This window comes from Pseudoxanthomonas sp. GM95, assembly GCF_900109775.1.
In the GTDB taxonomy this organism is placed as follows: Bacteria; Pseudomonadota; Gammaproteobacteria; order Xanthomonadales; family Xanthomonadaceae; genus Pseudoxanthomonas_A.
On sequence record NZ_FOAX01000001.1, the window covers coordinates 908873 to 925707 of the forward strand.

The window sequence follows — 16835 nt, forward strand, 5'->3', positions numbered from 1 at the left end:
GGTAGATTTCGGCAAAACGACGATGAGGTTGGTGGAAATGAAGGTCTCGGCCGCAGATCAGCTGCTGCTTTCGGTCCTGCGCGAGAACGCGCGGGCCTCCATCGCTGATATCGCCCGCAAGCTGGGCCTGTCGCGCACCACCGTGCAGAGCCGGATCGAGCGCCTGGAACGGCAGGGCGTGATCAGTGGCTACACCGTGCGCCTGGCCGACGAGGTCGAGCACGGCCACATCCGCGCCCATATCATGATCACCGTGCGGCCCAAGCAGATGCTGGCCGTGACCAAGGCGCTGCGCGGCATGCCCGAGGTGCGGGTGCTGCATTCGGTCAGCGGCGCCTACGACCTGATCGCCATCGGCGCGGTGCCCACCGTGGGCGATATGGACGTGCTGACCGACCAGATTGGCGTGATCGAAGGCGTCGAGCGCACCACCTCGTCGATCATTTTGTCGACCAAGTTCGAGCGCTAGCAGTGGCTTTGTGGGAGCCGCTTCAGCGGCGATGGGCTTCCCCGGTAAAGCGCCATCGCCGCTGAAGCGGCTCCCACAAGGACGACGGGGTTCCCCGCAACCCGCCAGCCGGAACAGCCCCGGCCCGCACCGCCTACAATATGCGGCTCCCTTGCTTGCGCCGCCGCCTTGAAGAAGTCCGATTTCCACTACGACCTGCCGCCCGAGCTGATCGCCCAGGCGCCGCTGCCCGAGCGTTCGGCCAGCCGCCTGTTGGTGGTGCCGCCGGACGCGGCGGCCATGATCGACCTGCATGTGCGCGATCTGCCGAGCCAGCTGCGCGCGGGCGACCTGCTGGTGTTCAACGACACCCGGGTGATCCCGGCGCGGTTGTTCGGCCAGAAGGACACCGGCGGCCGGGTCGAGATCCTGATCGAGCGCCTGCTGCCGGATAACCGTGCCCACGCCCAGATCGGCGCCAGCAAGTCGCCCAAGCCCGGCGGCCGCATCGCGCTGGATGCCGGCGGCAGCTGCGAGGTGCTGGGCCGCGAAGGCGAGTTCTATGAGCTGCGCTTCGACGTGGACGATGCGCTGGACAGCTGGCTGCTCAAGGCCGGGCGCATGCCGCTGCCGCCGTACATCACCCGCGAGCCGGGCCAGGACGACGACGAGCGCTACCAGACCGTGTTCGCGCGCGAGCTGGGGGCGGTCGCTGCGCCGACGGCTGGCCTGCATTTCGACCAGCCGCTGCTGGAACAGCTCAAGGCGCAGGGCGTGCAGTTCGGCCATGTGACCCTGCACGTGGGCGCCGGCACCTTCCAGGCGATGCGCGTGGACGACGTGCGCGAACACCGCATGCATAGCGAATGGCTCAACGTCGGGCCTGAGCTGATCCAGCAGATCCGCCGCACCCGCGCTGCCGGTGGCCGCGTGGTCGCGGTGGGCACCACGGTCGTGCGCGCGCTGGAGAGCGCGATGCGCGACGGCGAGCTGCAGCCGTTCGCCGGCGAGACCCGCATCTTCATTTTCCCCGGCTATCGCATCCGCAGCGTCGATGCGCTGGTCACCAACTTCCACCTGCCGGAAAGCACGCTGCTGATGCTGGTCTCGGCCTTCGCCGGCAAGGCGCGCATCCTGGAGGCGTATCAGCACGCCGTGGACCGGCGCTACCGGTTCTTCTCCTACGGTGACGCGATGCTGCTGTTCCCGCAGGCCCACGCGGAAACCACCGCATGAGCCGCATGTCCTTTGCGCTGAACACCACCGACGGCAGTGCGCGTCGTGGCCAGCTGACCTTCCCGCGCGGCACGATCCAGACCCCGGCGTTCATGCCGGTGGGCACCTATGGCTCGGTCAAGGGCATCCTGCCCGAGCACATCAAGGACCTCGGCGCCGAGATCATCCTGGGCAATACCTTCCACTTGTACCTGCGCCCGGGCCTGGACGTGATCGGCAAGCACGGCGGCCTGCACGGCTTCGCGCGCTGGGACAAGCCGATCCTTACCGACTCGGGCGGCTTCCAGGTGTTCTCGCTGGCTCATCGCCGCAAGATCACCGAGCAAGGCGTGACCTTCGCCTCGCCGACCGACGGCGCCAAGGTGTTCCTCGGCCCCGAGGAGAGCATGAAGATCCAGCACGTGCTCGACTCGGACATCGTGATGATCTTCGACGAGTGCCCGCCGGTGAACGTGGATGGCCAGCCGGTCGCCAAGCAGGTCGTGGACAAGTCGATGGAACTGTCGCTGCGCTGGGCCAAGCGCTCGCGCGAGGCGCACGACGCACTGGGCAACGATGCGGCGCTGTTCGGCATCGTCCAGGGCGGCGTCCACCACGACCTGCGCAGCCGCTCGGCCGACGGGCTGCAGGACATCGGCTTCGACGGCTACGCGATCGGCGGGCTGGCGGTGGGCGAGACCGAGCACGAGCGCAACGCCATGCTCGAACACCTGCACCCGCAGCTGCCCACCGACAAGCCGCGCTACCTGATGGGCGTGGGCCGCCCCGAAGACCTGGTCGAAGGCGTGGCGCGCGGCGTGGACATGTTCGATTGCGTGATGCCCACGCGCAATGCGCGCAACGGGCATTACTTCACCGGCTTCGGCACGGTGCGCATCCGCAACAGCAAGTATGAGCAGGACATGGACCCGATCGAGCCGGGCTGCGGCTGCTACGCCTGCCGCAATGGCTTCACCCGCAGCTATTTGCGCCACCTGGACCGCTGCAACGAAATGCTCGGCCCGATGCTCGGCACCCTGCACAACCTCTGGTACTACCAGTCGCTGATGGCGCAGATGCGCGCGGCGATCGAGCAGGGCCGGTTCCAGGCGTTCCGCGCCGACTTCTACGCCGCACGCGGGATGGCCGTCCCGGCGTGACTGGATTGTCACCGCATGCGCAACGGAACCTTTGCCGCTGAAGGCGGTCGGAAGACGGCAGGATGCGGGGAAATCCAGGATTTGATCGTCGGCGCGGCCCCAAGCCACGCCTGCGCGACCCCGTGGCATAATTCGCGGCTGCTTTCGGCCCACCAATGGACCCAGATACATGAACGTGCTCGATTTCCTGATCCCCGCCGCCCACGCCCAAGCTGCCGGCGCCGCTCCCGCCCAGGGTGGCGGCCTGAGCATGCTGATCTTCCCGATCGTGCTGATCGCGGTGATGTACTTCGTGATGATCCGCCCGCAGATGAAGCGCCAGAAGGAGCACAAGTCGCTCCTGGACAAGCTCTCGCGCGGCGATGAGGTCATCACCTCCGGCGGCATCGCCGGCACCGTGGCCGACATCGGCGACAACTTCATCACCGTGGAAGTGGCCGATGGCGTCAAGGTCCGCGTGCAGAAGGGCGCGGTCGGCAACGTGCTGCCCAAGGGCACGCTGAAGTCCGCCGTCTAAACGTTTCGCTGTATCCGACGGACCGCCTGCGCGGTCCGTCGTTCGTTTCACTCCGGGCGCCGCGGCAAGAAGGCCAAGGCCAACCCGAAGTCCCATCACGTAGAGCGCGCCTGGGGATGCAGGTGCGCGGGTGCTAAGCAATGCTTGAGTTTCCCCGCTGGAAATATGTCCTGATCCTGCTGGTGCTGGTGTTCAGTGCGGTGTACGCGCTGCCCAACATCTATCCGCAGGACCCTTCGGTCCAGATCACCGCCAGCCGCGGCGCGACCATCGACGACGCGCTGCGCCAGAAGGTCACCGCGGCGCTGAACACCGTGCAGGTGGTGCCCAAGCAGCTGGAGAACCGCAACGGCGACCTGCTGGTGCGTTTGTCCTCGCCGGACGCGCAGACCAAGGCCAATGACGTGCTGCGTGAGTCGCTGGGCGAGAACTACACCGTCGCGCTCAACCTGGCCTCGACCGTGCCGCAGTGGCTGTCCAACCTGGGCGCCAAGCCGATGGTCCGCGGCCTGGACCTGCAGGGCGGCGTGCACTTCACCCTGCAGGTGGACCAGAAGGCGGCGCTGGACAAGCGCGTGGAAGCCTTCGTCGAAGACGCCCGCGTGACCCTGCGCGACGCCAAGATGCGCACCGACTCGGTGCTGCGTGGCCCCAACAACACCATCCTGGTCAATATCGCCCAGGGCCAGGACGTGGGCGCGGCGCGCAACGCGCTGGCCGCCGCACTGGCCCCGGCCAACGGCACCGCCAGCGGTGCGCTGGTCGGCGCTTCGCCGCTGACCTACGACGTGCAGGGCAACCGCATCACGATTGGTCTGCCGGAAAGTGAACTGGCCCGGATCTCGGGTGACGCGATCCAGCAGAACATCGCGACGCTGCGCAACCGCATCAACGCCCTGGGCGTGGCCGAGCCGGTCATCCAGCAGCAGGGCGCCGACCGCATCGTGGTCGAGCTGCCGGGCGTGCAGGACACGGCAGCGGCCAAGCGCCTGATCGGCGCCACCGCGACGATCGAGTTCCGCGCCGTGGTCGATGGCGACGCGCTGGAAGCCCAGCGCACCGGTAATGTCCCGCCGGAAGCCAAGCTCTACACCCTGCGCGATGTCGGCGCGCCGGTGCTGCTCAACAAGCGCGTGCTGGCCTCGGGCGAGCAGATGGTCAATGCGGTGTCCAGCGTCGATCAGAACGGCCAGCCGGCCGTGGACATCACCCTGAACAACGTCGCCGGCCAGCGCATGTTTGAGTTCACCAGCGCCAACGTCGGCAAGCGCATGGCGGTGGTCTACATCGAGCGCATCCCCGAAGTGAAGATGGTCGATGGCAAGGAAGTGCGCAGCGTGCGCGTGAGCGAGGAATCGCTTGCACCTTCAACCGTTAACAGCCCCTTCGGTAAGAACTTCCAGACGACTGGTTTGAGCAAGGACGAGGCCGACAACTTGGCCAAGCTGCTGCGCGCCGGCTCGCTGGCCGCGCCGATGGGCTTCGTCGAGGAATACGTGATCGGCCCGAGCCTGGGTGCGGAGAACGTCGAGCGCGGCATCAAGGCCGTGGTGTACTCGTTCCTGTTCACCCTGGTGTTCTTCACCATCTACTACCGCGTGTTCGGCGCGATCACCTCGGTGGCGCTGCTGTTCAACCTGCTGATCGTGGTGGCGGTGATGTCGCTGTTCGGCGCGACGATGACCCTGCCGGGCTTCGCCGGCCTGGCGCTGTCGGTGGGCCTGTCGGTGGACGCCAACGTGCTGATCAACGAGCGTATCCGCGAAGAGTTGCGCCACGGCATGCCGCCCAAGTCGGCGATCTCCGCCGGTTACGAGAAGGCCGGCGGCACCATCCTGGACGCCAATCTGACCGGCCTGATCGTGGGCATCGCGCTGTTCGCCTTCGGCACCGGCCCGCTCAAGGGCTTCGCGCTGACCATGATCATCGGCATCTTCGCCTCGATGTTCACCGCGATCACGGTGTCGCGCGCACTGGCCACGCTTATCTACGGGCGTCGCAAGAAGCTCAACTCCGTTGCTATTTGATCGGGCCGAGAGAATTCATCCATGAAACTGTTCCCGCTGCATCTCATCCCGAACGACACCAAGATCGACTTCATGCGCCCGCGCAAACCGGTGCTGGCGCTGATGGTGATCCTGCTGCTCGCCTCGTTCGCGATCATCGGCCTGAAGGGCTTCAACTACGCGCTGGAATTCACCGGCGGCACCGTGGTGCGCGCGCACTTCGAAAAGCCGGTCGACGTGGACCAGCTACGCGCCAAGCTGGACCAGGGCGGCTTCGACAACGCCCAGGTGCAGAACGTGGGCAGCGCCAATGACGTGATGGTGCGCCTGCAGCCGCATGGCGAGCACAACAACGACGAGAACGCCGGCCGCACCATGGCCGAGGACGTGCGCAAGGTCGTGACCACCGACGCCAACCCGGCCACCGTGCAGCCCGGCGAATTCGTCGGCCCGCAGGTCGGCAAGGACCTGGCCATGAACGGCGTCTACGCGACGATCTTCATGCTGGTCGGCTTCCTGATCTACATCGCGTTCCGCTTCGAGTGGAAGTTCGCGGTGGTGGCGTCGATCACGGCGTTCTTCGACCTGATCCTCACCGTGGCCTACATGTCGCTGCTGGGTCGCGAGTTCGACCTGACCGTGCTGGCCGGCCTGCTGTCGGTGATGGGCTTTGCGATCAACGACATCATCGTGGTGTTCGACCGTGTCCGCGAAAACTTCCGCAGCCTGCGCGTGGAGCCGCTGGAAGTGCTCAACCGCTCGATCAACCAGACCCTGTCGCGCACGATCATCACCGCGGTGATGTTCTTCCTGTCGGCGCTCGCCCTGTACCTGTTCGGCGGTCGCTCGATGGAAGGCCTGGCCGAAACGCACATGGTCGGCGCGGTGATCGTGGTGGTGTCCTCGGTGATCGTCGCGGTGCCGATGCTGAGCATCGGGCCGTTCGCGGTCAGCAAGCAGGACCTGCTGCCCAAGGCCAAGGACATCGAGGCGCTGGCGCGTCGTCCGTAAGACGTCGTTCCGCTTCAGTCACAGCAAAAGGCCGCGCCGCAAGCGCGGCCTTTTCGTTTGTGTGCATTCGCATCCCAGGCCGCGAGGCAGGCTTACACTCGGCCGCATTCCAACGGGTCATAAAGGAGCAGGGCATGCGCAGGTTGACGAAGATGGGCGCCACGCTCGCGCTGTTGATCGCGGTGTGCGCGCTGCCCGCAGCGGCGAAAGAGGTGGTCAAGCCGGTGCAGTGGAAGGTCGGCAGCCAGGGCTTCTCCGGCTTTCTTGTCTACGACGACGCCGGCCCGGCCAAGCGCCCGGGCCTGGTGATGGTGCCGGACTGGATGGGCGTGACCGACGCGGCCATCGACCGTGCCAAACAGGTGGCCGGCGACGACTACGTGGTGCTCGTCACCGACGTGTACGGCACCGGCGTGCGGCCCAAGGACACGCAGGAAGCCGGCAAGCTGGCCGGCGGCCTGAAGGACGATCGCCCGGCGCTGCGCAGCCGTGTCGAAAAAGCGGTCGAGGTATTGAAGGCGCAGGCCGGCAGCGCTCCGCTGGACGCCACGCGCATCGGCGCGTTTGGCTTCTGCTTCGGCGGCACCACGGTGCTGGAGCTGGTGCGCGCCGGCGACACGCTGGCGGGCGTGGTCACGCTGCACGGCGGCCTGGAGCCCGGCAGCACGCCGGCCAAGCCGGGTTCGGCGAAGACGCCGCTGCTGGTGCTCAACGGTGCGGCCGACAGCTACGTGCCGGCGCGGGTGATCGCCGATTTCCGCAAGGAGATGGATGCGGCCGGTGCGGATTGGCAGTTCGTCGACTTCAGCGGCGCGGTGCACTGCTTTGCGATTCCCGGCGCCAATGCGCCCGGCTGCAAGTACGACCCGCGCGCGGCCAAGCGTGCCTACCGGATGCTGGGGGATTTCTTCGCAGAGGTGTTTGCCAAGCCTTGAGGGCTTGGCGGCGCCGGGGATCAGGCGCCCGCTTCAGGTCATGAGATGAAGGGCAATGCGTTGGCGGCGAAACCTGTGAGATAGCCATCGCCGCTGATGGCCCGAGGCCACGTAGAGCGGCTCCTACATGGATGCGACTGAAAGCTGCGTGCGCTGCTTCAGCAGCGGTGAGGCTTTCCCCGTAACGCCAGATCAGTGCTGTCGTTCGACCGCATAGCGGGCCAGCCCGCGCAGCGCGGCGACGGCCTCGTTCTCCGGCAGGCCTTCCAGCGCGGCTTCGGCCGCCAGCGCGTACTCGGTGGCGCGGCGTTGGCTGTAGGCGATGCCGCCGGTGGCGTGGATCGCGGCCAGCACCTCGGGCATGGCATCGGTGTCGCCGTCGCGCACGATCTGGCGCAGGCGCGCCTGGGTGGCCGCGTCGGAATGGGCGATGGCATGGATCAGCGGCAGCGTCGCCTTGCCTTCGGCCAGGTCGTCGCCGAGGTTCTTGCCCAGGTCAGCCGCATCGGCGGTGTAGTCCAGCACGTCGTCGGCGATCTGGAACGCGTAGCCCAGCTGCATGCCGTAGTCGTACAGGCGCTGCTGGGTGGCCTCATCCACGCCCGAGGCCAGTGCGCCGAGCTGGGTGCCGGCGGCGAACAGCACCGCGGTCTTGCGCTCGATCACGCGCAAATACGCGGCTTCGTCGGTGTCCGGGTTGTGGACGTGCAGCAGCTGCAGCACTTCGCCCTCGGCGATGCGGTTGGTGGTGTCGGCCAGGATGCGCATGACCTGCATGCGGTCCAGTTCCACCATCAGCTGGAAGCTGCGCGAATACAGGAAGTCGCCGACCAGCACGCTGGGCGCGTTGCCCCACAGCGCGTTGGCGGTGCTGCGGCCACGGCGCAGGTCCGATTCGTCCACCACGTCGTCGTGCAACAGGGTCGAGGTGTGGATGAACTCGATGATCGCCGCCAGCTGGTGGTGCTCGGCGGTGGCGTCCACGCCGCAGGCGCGGCCGGCCAGGGCGACCAGCATCGGCCGCAGGCGCTTGCCGCCGGCGGAAATGATGTGGTCGGCGATCTGGTTGATCAGGACCACGTCCGAGGCCAGGCGGCGACGGATGAGGGCGTCGATGGCCGCCATGTCCGGGGCGGCGAAGGACTGGATCTGCGGCAGCGCCAGGGCGGGGCGGGGAAGCTGGACGGCGGACATGCGCTCTGGGCTGTTCAGGAAGAATCGCAATTATAGGTGGATGGGCGCCGGTTCCGGTCGGCATTGCCTGACACGCGGGGAAGGCATCGTCCGATGGACGGGACGGGGCGGCTATAATCCAATGTCGCTTACACCAAATCCCGCGTCCGCCCGGCTTGTGGCGGCGGCGCAAACACGACGGAACCTCATATGGCACGCGGCATCAACAAGGTCATCCTGGTGGGCAACCTGGGCAACGACCCGGACACCAAGTACACGCAGGGCGGCATGGCCGTCACGCGCATCAGCCTGGCGACCACCAGCGTGCGCAACGACAAGGAAGGCAACAAGCAGGAGCGCACCGAATGGCACCGCGTGGTGTTCTTCGGCAAGCTCGGTGAGATCGCCGGCGAATACCTGCGCAAGGGCTCGCAGGTCTACGTCGAAGGCGAACTGCGCTACGACAAGTACACCGGTCAGGACGGCGTGGAGAAGTACACCACCGATATCGTCGCCAACGAGATGCAGATGCTCGGCGGCCGCGGTGAAGGCGGCGGTGGCATGGGCGGCGGCGATCGTCCGCAGCGCCAGTCCGCGCCGCGCCAGGAATACGGCGGCGGTGGCGGTGGCCAGCGCGGCGGTGGCGACAACTACGGTGGCGGCGGTGGTGGTTATGGCGGCGGCCAGCAGCAGGCCCCGCGTCGCCAGGCCCCGGCCCAGCAGCCGGCGCCGATGGACGATTTCGCCGACGACGACATCCCGTTCTGATCGAACGGCTGTTGCGTCAGCGAGATAAAAAAGCCCCGCAGATGCGGGGCTTTTTTATTGCGATGATCGCGCTGCCGCGCTTACCGATGCGGCCGCATCATCCACTTCAGCAGCGGCGCGGCGAGCAGGGCGATGATGCCGCAGCCCAGGCCGATCCAGGTCATCAGCCAGAACAGATGCGCGTACTTGGCCGAGGCCTCGACCACGTTCATTGCCTGGCCTTCGGGGACTTCGATCGAGGCCAGCTTGCCGAACATCGCGGCCAGCATTTCCGAGAACGCGGTGGCCAGGAACCAGGTGCCCATCATCAGGCTGACCACGCGCGCCACCGCCAGCTGGGTGACCGCCGACAGGCCGACGGGCGAGAGGCACATCTCGCCCAGTTCCAGCACGAAATACGCCGCCACCAGCCACCACACGCTGGCCATCTGCCCGGTGCTGCCGACGTGCTGCGCGGCCAGCGCCAGCGGGATGAAGGACGCGCCGGCCAGCAACAGGCCCCACGCGGACTTGACCGGTTTGGACGGGTCCAGCCCGCGCCGGTCCAGCCAGCCCCAGAGCGCGGCGAAGATCGGCGCCAGCAGTACCAGGAACAGCGCGCCGAGGTAGGTGAGCGAGCCCGCGGTCTGCGGCAGCACCAGGCAGTCGCGCACCAGCAGCACCACGATCACCGCTGTAGCTGCGGCGAACACCGTGCGCGGCGCCTTCGACTGCGGATGCCGGTCGGATAAGGAAGCCGAGACCACGAACGCCAGCGGCGCCAGCAGCAGCGAGACGATCGACCACGGCAGCGGCGTGCCGTCGCGGATCACCAGCGCCGGCACGATGTCCTTGGTCAGCAGGCGGTCGTTGAAGGTCACCCACGAGCCGTAGGTCTGCTCGTACAGGGTGAAGAACACCAGCGCCATGAAGATCAGCGCCATCAGCGCCAGCATCTGGCGGCGCTGCTCCGGCGAGCACTGTGTCAGCAGGAACCAGCAGAACCACAGCAGCACGCCGGCCAGCACCACCAGCATCAGCAGCTGGGCGAGCGTCACTTCGCCGCCCAGCGCGAATGCGCCATTGGCCGTGGCCCACATCAGCCAGGCAATCGGCAGCACGCCGACGATGGCCAGCGCATAGATCAGCCATTCGCGTGGCAGGCCGGCGATGCGTTCCTTCAGGGAGGCGGGATTGGACGGCTCGGCGTGGCCGTGCAGGTATTTCTGGCCCCACAGGAACATCGCCAGCCCGGCCAGCATGCCGATGCCGGCGGCGCCGAAGCCGTAGCGCCAGCCGTAGGCTTCGCCCAGGTAGCCGCACACCAGCGAGGCGAACAGTGAGCCCAGGTTGATGCCGGCGTAGAACAGCGAGAAGCCCGAGTCGCGGCGCGGATCGTCGTCGGCGTAGAGCTTGCCGACGATGGTGGAAATGTTGGGCTTGAGGAAACCCACGCCCATGATGATCAGCGCCAGCGACAGGTAGGTGATGCGCAGCGAGCCTTCGTCGCGCACGATCTGGCCGCCGGTGCTGGTGGCAATGTGGCCTTCGAACGCCATGCCCACGTGGCCGGCCACCAGCAGGATGCCGCCGAAAATGACCGCCTTGCGCATGCCCAGCCAGCGGTCGGCCAGCAGGCCGCCGATCACCGGGATGCAGTACACCAGCCCGCCGTACGCCCCCAGCAGGTCGTAGCCGGCGTCGTCTCCGAACAGGTGGTACTTGGTGAGGTAGAGCAGCAGCAGCGCCTTCATCCCGTAGAACGAAAAGCGCTCCCACATCTCGGTGAAGAAGCAGACGTAGACGCCCTTGGGATGGCCGAGGAAGTCATCGGACGCGGGGCGCGAAGCAACAGCGGTGGCGGGCATCGACAGGGCCGGGCGAGCAAACCGCGAGTATAGGTGCGCCCCCGCGGGCGCCTACGGTCAGAAGTCACGCAGCCAGGCCGGGTCGCCGCGGCGGGCCTTTGGCCGGCCGAACGCGCGGGTCGGTGCGTACAGCGCCACCACCTGCGCGCAGACGATCAGCATCGGCGGCATCTCGACGGCGGCATGGCCACGCGCCTCGACCGGTACGCCGCGCGGCCTTTCCTGCCGCGGCGTCACTGGACGCGGCCGGGGGCAGGCGATAGCGTGGCGCGGATTTTTTGCCTTTCGGGGACCTTGCATGTCATCCAACCCACCGCGCCAGCTCACCTTCCGCGCCGTCGTCCTGGCCATCGTCCTGGCTGTGGTGCTGTCGGCGGCCAACGCCTACCTGGGCCTGTTCGCCGGCCTGACCATCGCCACGGCGATCCCGGCGGCGGTCGTCTCGATGGGCGTGCTGCGCCTGTTCGGCGGCGGCTCCATGCTGGAGAACAACATCGTCCAGACCGGCGCCTCGGCCGGCGGATCGATCGCCGCCGGCGTGATCTTCACCATCCCCGCGCTGGTGATCATGGGCTACTGGCCGGACTTCAAGTACTGGTGGGTGCTGGGCATCGCCGGCCTGGGCGGCCTGCTGGGCGTACTGTTCTCGGTGCCGCTGCGGCGCTCGATGATCGTCGAAGACCCGCTGCCCTTCCCCGAGGGCAAGGCCGCGGCCGAAGTGCTCAAGGCCGGCGACAACCCCGGCCCGGGCCTGAAGATCCTCGCCGTCTCCGGCGCCATCGGCGCGGTGGTGAAGCTGGCCGCGGCCAGCGGCCTGCGCATCATCCCGGACACCTGGACCCAGTCGGCCTACCTGGGCAGCGCCAAGATCACCGCCTTCCTGGGCACCAACCTGTCGCCGGCGCTGCTGGGCGTGGGCTACATCGTCGGCCTGAACGTGGGCATCGTGGTGGTGTCCGGCTCGATCCTGTCCTGGCACATCGCCATCCCGCTGTACCAGGCGTTCTTCACCGACACCGACCCGGCGCTGGCCGCCAAGATCTTCGGCGCCAGCGCGGCCGACGCGGCCTACGCCATCTGGAGCGCGAAGATTCGCTACCTGGGCGTGGGCGCGATGCTGATCGGCGGCATCTGGACGCTGTTCTCGCTGCGCAAGTCGCTACTGGGCGGCATCAAGAGCGGCTTTGCCGCCGCGCGCAACAGCGCCGGCAATACCGTGGTGGCCGAGACCGAGCGCGACCTGCCGATGAAGTGGATGCTGGTGGCGCTGGTGGTGTTCACCCTGCCGCTGCTGGGCCTGTACCAGGCCATCGTCGGCCAGTGGCACGTGTCGATTCCGATGGTGATCATCATGATCGTGGTCGGGTTCCTGTTCGTGTCGGTGTCCGGCTACCTGGCCGGCCTGATCGGCTCGTCCAACAACCCGGTCTCGGGCATCACCATCTCCACCATCCTGTTCGCTTCCGTGGTGCTGGCGGTGCTGCTGGGCAAGAGCGGCCTGACCCCGGTCGGCGTCGGCGGTGCGCCCCTGGGTGCGGTGGCGGCGATCATGATCGGCGCGGTGGTGTGCTGCGCGGCGGCGGTCGGTGGTGACAACCTGCAGGACCTCAAGGCCGGTTACCTGATCGGCGCCACGCCGTGGAAGCAGCAGCTGATGATCGGCATCGGCGCGTTCTCCTGCGCGCTGATCATGGCGCCGGTGCTGAGCCTGCTGTCGCAGGCCTACGGCATCGGCGCGCCGACGCCGGAACACCCCAACGCGCTGGCTGCGCCGCAGGCCAACCTGATGGCCTCGGTTGCACGCGGGCTGTTTGGCGGCGAGCTGCCGTGGACCTTCATCGCGCTGGGCGCGGTGGTTGGCGCGATCGTCATCGCCATCGACGAGTGGCTGAAGAAGACCGGCAAGCGCTTCCGCGTGCCGGTGCTGGCCGCGGCCATCGGCATCTACCTGCCGCTGGAGCTGATGGTGCCGATCTTCCTCGGTGGCCTGATCGCGCACCTGGTCGAGCGCTTCCACAAGGTGCGCGCCGACGACGAGGACGCGCGTGACCGTGCGCATCGCCCCGGCGTGCTGTTCTCCGCTGGCCTGATCACCGGCGAGGCGCTGATGGGCATCGCCATTGCCATCCCGATCGTGGTCTCGGCGCGCGCCGACGTGCTGGCGCTGCCGGCGCTGTTCCAGCTCAACCAGTGGATCGGTCTTGCGATCCTGGCCGTGGTCGGCTGGCTGCTGTATCGCACCGGCAGGAAGGGCGAGCAGGCCGCGTAAGCGCAGGCCTTGCTGCACAGGGGAAAGGCGGCCGATGGCCGCCTTTCTTTTTGCCCCGCCAGGCTCGCGCACAAAACGCCGCCGCGCTTTACAAGCGCTGTCAGCGCATGACGTTGCGCCTTTGCACCGGCAGGGTGCGGCGGCCTACCATCGGCCACTTTTCGTGGTTTTGGAGTCCGCGCCAATGACGCTTCGTCCCGCCCTGTTGTCTCTTGCCCTGATCGCCGCGCTGCCGGCCGCCGCTGCCGAGCGCGGCTTCGACGTGCACGACATGGTCAAGCTGGACCGCTATTCCTCGCCGACGCTCTCGCCCGATGGCGCGCGGCTGGTGTTCGCCAAGCGCGTGATGAACGCCGAGGTGACCAAGGCGAGTACCGCGCTGTACCTGCGCGACCTGCGCACGCGCGACCTGGCGCCGCCCAAGCAGATCACGCCCGAAGGCTGGAACGTCAACTCGCCGGTGTTCTCGCCCGACGGGCAGACGCTGTACTTCCTCAGCGCCAAGTCCGGCAGCCAGCAGCTCTATGCGATGCCGGCCAGCGGGGGGCAGCCGCAGCAGGTCACCGACTTCGCCGTGGACGTGGACAGCTTCAAGCTCTCGCCCAAGGGCGAGCGCATCGTCTTCAGCGCCGGCGTCTACCAGGACTGTGGTTCGGACCTGGCTTGCACCAAGCAGAAGCTGGACGCGGCCGAGAAGACGCAGGCCACGGGCAAGGTGTTCGACGGCCTGTTCGTGCGCCACTGGGATACCTGGAACGACGGCCGCCGCAACACCTTGTTCGTCGCTTCGCTGCCGGCGGCCGGTGCCAAGCCGGTGGTTGGTGCCTCGGCGATCAGCGCGACGATCGCCGGCGATGCGCCGTCCAAGCCCTTCGGCGGCAATGACGACTTCAACTGGTCGCCCGATGGCAAGTCGGTCGTGGCCAGCATCCGCGTGGCGGGCAACAAGGAGCCGTGGTCGACCAACTTCGACCTGTACAAGCTCGATGCCGCCGGCCGCGCCGCGCCCAAGAACCTGACCGTGGCCAACAAGGCCTGGGACGCCGGCCCGGTGTTCAGCGCCGACGGCAAGACCCTGTACTACCGCGCGATGAAGCGCCCGGGCTTCGAGGCCGATCGCTTCGGCCTGATGGCGATGAACGTGGCCAGCGGCAAGGTCAGCGAGATCGCCAAGGACTGGGACCGCTCGGCCGGCGAGATCGTGCTGTCCGACGACGGCAAGGCGATCTACACCAGCGCCGATGACATGGGCGAGCACCCGCTGTTCCGCGTGGACATCGCCAGCGGCGCGGTGACCAAGCTGGTGGGCGAGGGCAGCGTGGGCTCCCCGAGCCTGGCCGGCCCGACCCTGGCCTTCACCCGCAACTCGATCAAGAGCGGCGACCAGATCTTCGTGGCGCAGGTCGATGGCCAGTCGCCGCGCGCGATTACGCCCAGCGCGCAGGAGTCGTTGACGGAGGTGAAGTTCGGCGACTTCGAGCAGTTCTCGTTCAAGGGCTGGAACGACGAGACCGTGCACGGCTACGTGGTCAAGCCGTACAACTATCAGGAAGGCAAAAAATATCCGGTCGCGTTCCTGATCCACGGCGGCCCGCAGGGCAGCTTCGGTAACGGCTGGAGCTATCGCTGGAATCCGCAGACCTATGCGGGCCAGGGCTATGCGGTGGTGATGATCGATTTCCACGGTTCGACTGGTTACGGCCAGGCCTTCACCGATGCGATCAGTCAGCACTGGGGCGACCGCCCGCTGGAAGACCTGCAGAAGGGCTGGGCCGCGGCGCAGCAGCAGTATTCCTTCCTCAACGGCGACAAGGCCTGCGCGCTGGGCGCCAGCTACGGCGGCTACATGACCTACTGGATCGCCGGTAACTGGAACCAGCCGTGGAAGTGCCTGGTCGACCACGACGGCGTGTTCGACAACCGCATGATGGGCTACAGCACCGAAGAGCTGTGGTTCTCCGAGTGGGAGAACGGCGGTACGCCGTGGGCCAACCCGGAGAAGTTCGAGCAGTTCAACCCGGTCAACCACGTCAAGGACTGGAAGAAGCCGATCCTGGTCATCCACGGCCAGCAGGATTTCCGCATCCCGGTCGAGCAGGGCCTGGCGGCGTTCACTGCGGCGCAGAGCCTGGGCGTGGAGTCCAAGTTCCTGTACTTCCCGGACGAAAACCACTGGGTGCTCAAGCCGCAGAACTCGATCCTGTGGCACGACACGGTCAACGCCTGGCTCAAGCAGCACATCGGCGATTGATCGGTACCGCGAGGCCGTGGCCCTGTCCCACGGCTGTCGCGGGGATCTGCTTTCGTGGAGGCCACCGCTTGGTGGCCTCTTGCGTTGCGGCTGCGACATCGGCGGGAGCGTGACGCGTGCCAGCAGTATTTATGTGAGGCACGTCATGTAATGAAAGTGACGTTCCGTGACACATCCGGCCTGTTCATTCACTAGGCTGGGAGGCGCAAAGCACGCTGTGGCGCACTTTTCGCGGGCAGGCCAGTTGGCATGATGCCTGCTTCCTCCACGCGGTAGAGCTGATAAGGACGATGTTGTGGAACCAGGAACGCGCGAGAAGGTCATCAACGCCATGGGCGACGCGGGGCGCGAGGATATCGCCGCCGGCCGCGAGGTGATGCTGGACGAGTTCCGCAACGCCTGCGAGCGCACGCCGGGCATCAACATGCTGTTGCTCTCCACCGCCGACGGCCGGGCCGTCGCCGACTGGTCCATGCAGGGCACCGATCCGCGCCGCCTGGCCGCGATGACCAACTCCTTCCTCACCCTGGGCGAGACCGTCGCGCGCGAGCTGGGCATGTCCTCGGCCGACTACGCGACCATCTGCACCAAGCAGGGCAACATGGTCCTGATCCGCCTGGACCTGGGCCGGCCGATGACGCTGGCCGCAGTCGGCACGCCCGAGACCAACCTGGCGGTGCTGCTGTACGGCGCGCGCGAATGCGCCACCCGGATCCGCGCCCGCCTCACCTGAATCCAATGGGGACGTGGCCGCGTCGCGGTTGCGCCTTCGCTCTTTCCCGGATCTCCGGGTTTCTCAACCAACGTATGGAAGCTAAACAATGGCAAGCCTCAATCTTGATGAACTGAAGAACATCGCCGGCTTTGTCGGTGCGGCGCTGGTCGACAGCGAAAGCGGCATGGCCCTGGGCCTGGTCGGCGGCGGTGGCAACATCGACCTGGAAGTGGCCGCGGCCGGCAACACCGAAGTGGTGCGTGCCAAGCGTCGCGTCGCCGCCCAGCTCAACCTCGAAGACACCATCGAGGACATCCTGATCACCCTGGGCAAGCAGTACCACCTGATCCGCCCGCTGGAAACCAACAGCGCGCTGTTCCTGTACGTGGCCCTGGACCGTTCGCGCGCCAACCTGGCGATGGCCCGCCACGAAGTGAAGGCGTTCGAGAAGACCCTGCAGTTCGGTTGATGCATCCGCGGTCCCCGGACCGCACGTACTGATGCTTGTCCCGGCGCGCGG

14 protein-coding genes are annotated in these 16835 nt (G+C 67.2%); 12 read left to right on the forward strand and 2 right to left on the reverse strand.

Annotated features, from left to right (window positions below; all coding sequences use genetic code 11):
- Positions 1 to 37: 37 nt before the first annotated feature.
- The 7 genes from BMZ17_RS04345 to BMZ17_RS04375 all read left to right on the forward strand — a co-directional run bounded on the left by BMZ17_RS04345 (position 38) and on the right by BMZ17_RS04375 (position 7292).
- Positions 38 to 469, forward strand: a complete 432-nt coding sequence (locus BMZ17_RS04345; protein WP_093136448.1) for an Lrp/AsnC family transcriptional regulator — start codon at positions 38 to 40, stop codon at positions 467 to 469.
- Positions 470 to 637: 168 nt separating this feature from the next.
- Entirely contained in the window at positions 638 to 1684 is a 1047-nt protein-coding gene (gene queA / locus BMZ17_RS04350) for a tRNA preQ1(34) S-adenosylmethionine ribosyltransferase-isomerase QueA (protein ID WP_175485473.1), read from the forward strand.
- On the forward strand, positions 1681 to 2823 hold the full coding sequence (gene tgt, locus BMZ17_RS04355) for a tRNA guanosine(34) transglycosylase Tgt (protein ID WP_093136454.1): 1143 nt from the start codon (positions 1681 to 1683) through the stop codon (positions 2821 to 2823). Before queA ends, tgt begins: the two co-directional genes overlap by 4 nt.
- Positions 2824 to 2992: 169 nt before the next feature.
- Complete coding sequence (gene yajC, locus BMZ17_RS04360; protein WP_093136456.1) at positions 2993 to 3340, forward strand: preprotein translocase subunit YajC; 348 nt, start codon at positions 2993 to 2995, stop codon at positions 3338 to 3340.
- Between the two features lie 140 nt (positions 3341 to 3480).
- A complete protein-coding gene (secD, locus tag BMZ17_RS04365; RefSeq protein WP_093136458.1) occupies positions 3481 to 5367 on the forward strand; it encodes a protein translocase subunit SecD in 1887 nt (628 codons plus the stop codon).
- A 21-nt stretch (positions 5368 to 5388) separates the two neighbouring features.
- Positions 5389 to 6357: a protein translocase subunit SecF gene (gene secF, locus BMZ17_RS04370; RefSeq protein ID WP_093136460.1), complete on the forward strand. Its 969-nt coding sequence runs from the start codon at positions 5389 to 5391 to the stop codon at positions 6355 to 6357.
- Between the two features lie 134 nt (positions 6358 to 6491).
- The gene (locus BMZ17_RS04375) at positions 6492 to 7292 is read left to right on the forward strand and encodes a dienelactone hydrolase family protein (protein ID WP_093136462.1); all 801 of its coding nucleotides are present in this window, start codon (positions 6492 to 6494) and stop codon (positions 7290 to 7292) included.
- A 192-nt stretch (positions 7293 to 7484) separates the two neighbouring features.
- On the opposite strand, the gene BMZ17_RS04380 is transcribed toward BMZ17_RS04375, so the two are convergent.
- The gene (locus tag BMZ17_RS04380) at positions 7485 to 8486 is read right to left on the reverse strand and encodes a polyprenyl synthetase family protein (RefSeq protein WP_093136464.1); all 1002 of its coding nucleotides are present in this window, start codon (positions 8484 to 8486) and stop codon (positions 7485 to 7487) included.
- Between the two features lie 189 nt (positions 8487 to 8675).
- Here BMZ17_RS04380 and BMZ17_RS04385 point away from each other — a divergent pair, with 189 nt between their 5' ends.
- Complete coding sequence (locus BMZ17_RS04385) at positions 8676 to 9233, forward strand: single-stranded DNA-binding protein (RefSeq protein WP_093136466.1); 558 nt, start codon at positions 8676 to 8678, stop codon at positions 9231 to 9233.
- A gap of 80 nt (positions 9234 to 9313) precedes the next feature.
- On the opposite strand, the gene BMZ17_RS04390 is transcribed toward BMZ17_RS04385, so the two are convergent.
- The gene (locus BMZ17_RS04390; protein WP_093136468.1) at positions 9314 to 11080 is read right to left on the reverse strand and encodes a peptide MFS transporter; all 1767 of its coding nucleotides are present in this window, start codon (positions 11078 to 11080) and stop codon (positions 9314 to 9316) included.
- Positions 11081 to 11378: 298 nt separating this feature from the next.
- Between BMZ17_RS04390 and BMZ17_RS04400 the strand changes: the two genes are divergently transcribed.
- From BMZ17_RS04400 to BMZ17_RS04415, 4 genes are all read left to right on the forward strand, one after another.
- Positions 11379 to 13349, forward strand: a complete 1971-nt coding sequence (locus BMZ17_RS04400) for an OPT family oligopeptide transporter (RefSeq protein ID WP_093136472.1) — start codon at positions 11379 to 11381, stop codon at positions 13347 to 13349.
- Positions 13350 to 13533: 184 nt separating this feature from the next.
- Positions 13534 to 15600: an alpha/beta hydrolase family protein gene (locus tag BMZ17_RS04405; RefSeq protein ID WP_093136474.1), complete on the forward strand. Its 2067-nt coding sequence runs from the start codon at positions 13534 to 13536 to the stop codon at positions 15598 to 15600.
- Positions 15601 to 15895: 295 nt separating this feature from the next.
- Positions 15896 to 16333, forward strand: coding sequence for a roadblock/LC7 domain-containing protein (locus BMZ17_RS04410; protein WP_254775182.1), 438 nt, complete (start codon positions 15896 to 15898; stop codon positions 16331 to 16333).
- Positions 16334 to 16421: 88 nt separating this feature from the next.
- On the forward strand, positions 16422 to 16784 hold the full coding sequence (locus BMZ17_RS04415) for a roadblock/LC7 domain-containing protein (RefSeq protein WP_093136476.1): 363 nt from the start codon (positions 16422 to 16424) through the stop codon (positions 16782 to 16784).
- Positions 16785 to 16835: the final 51 nt, after the last annotated feature.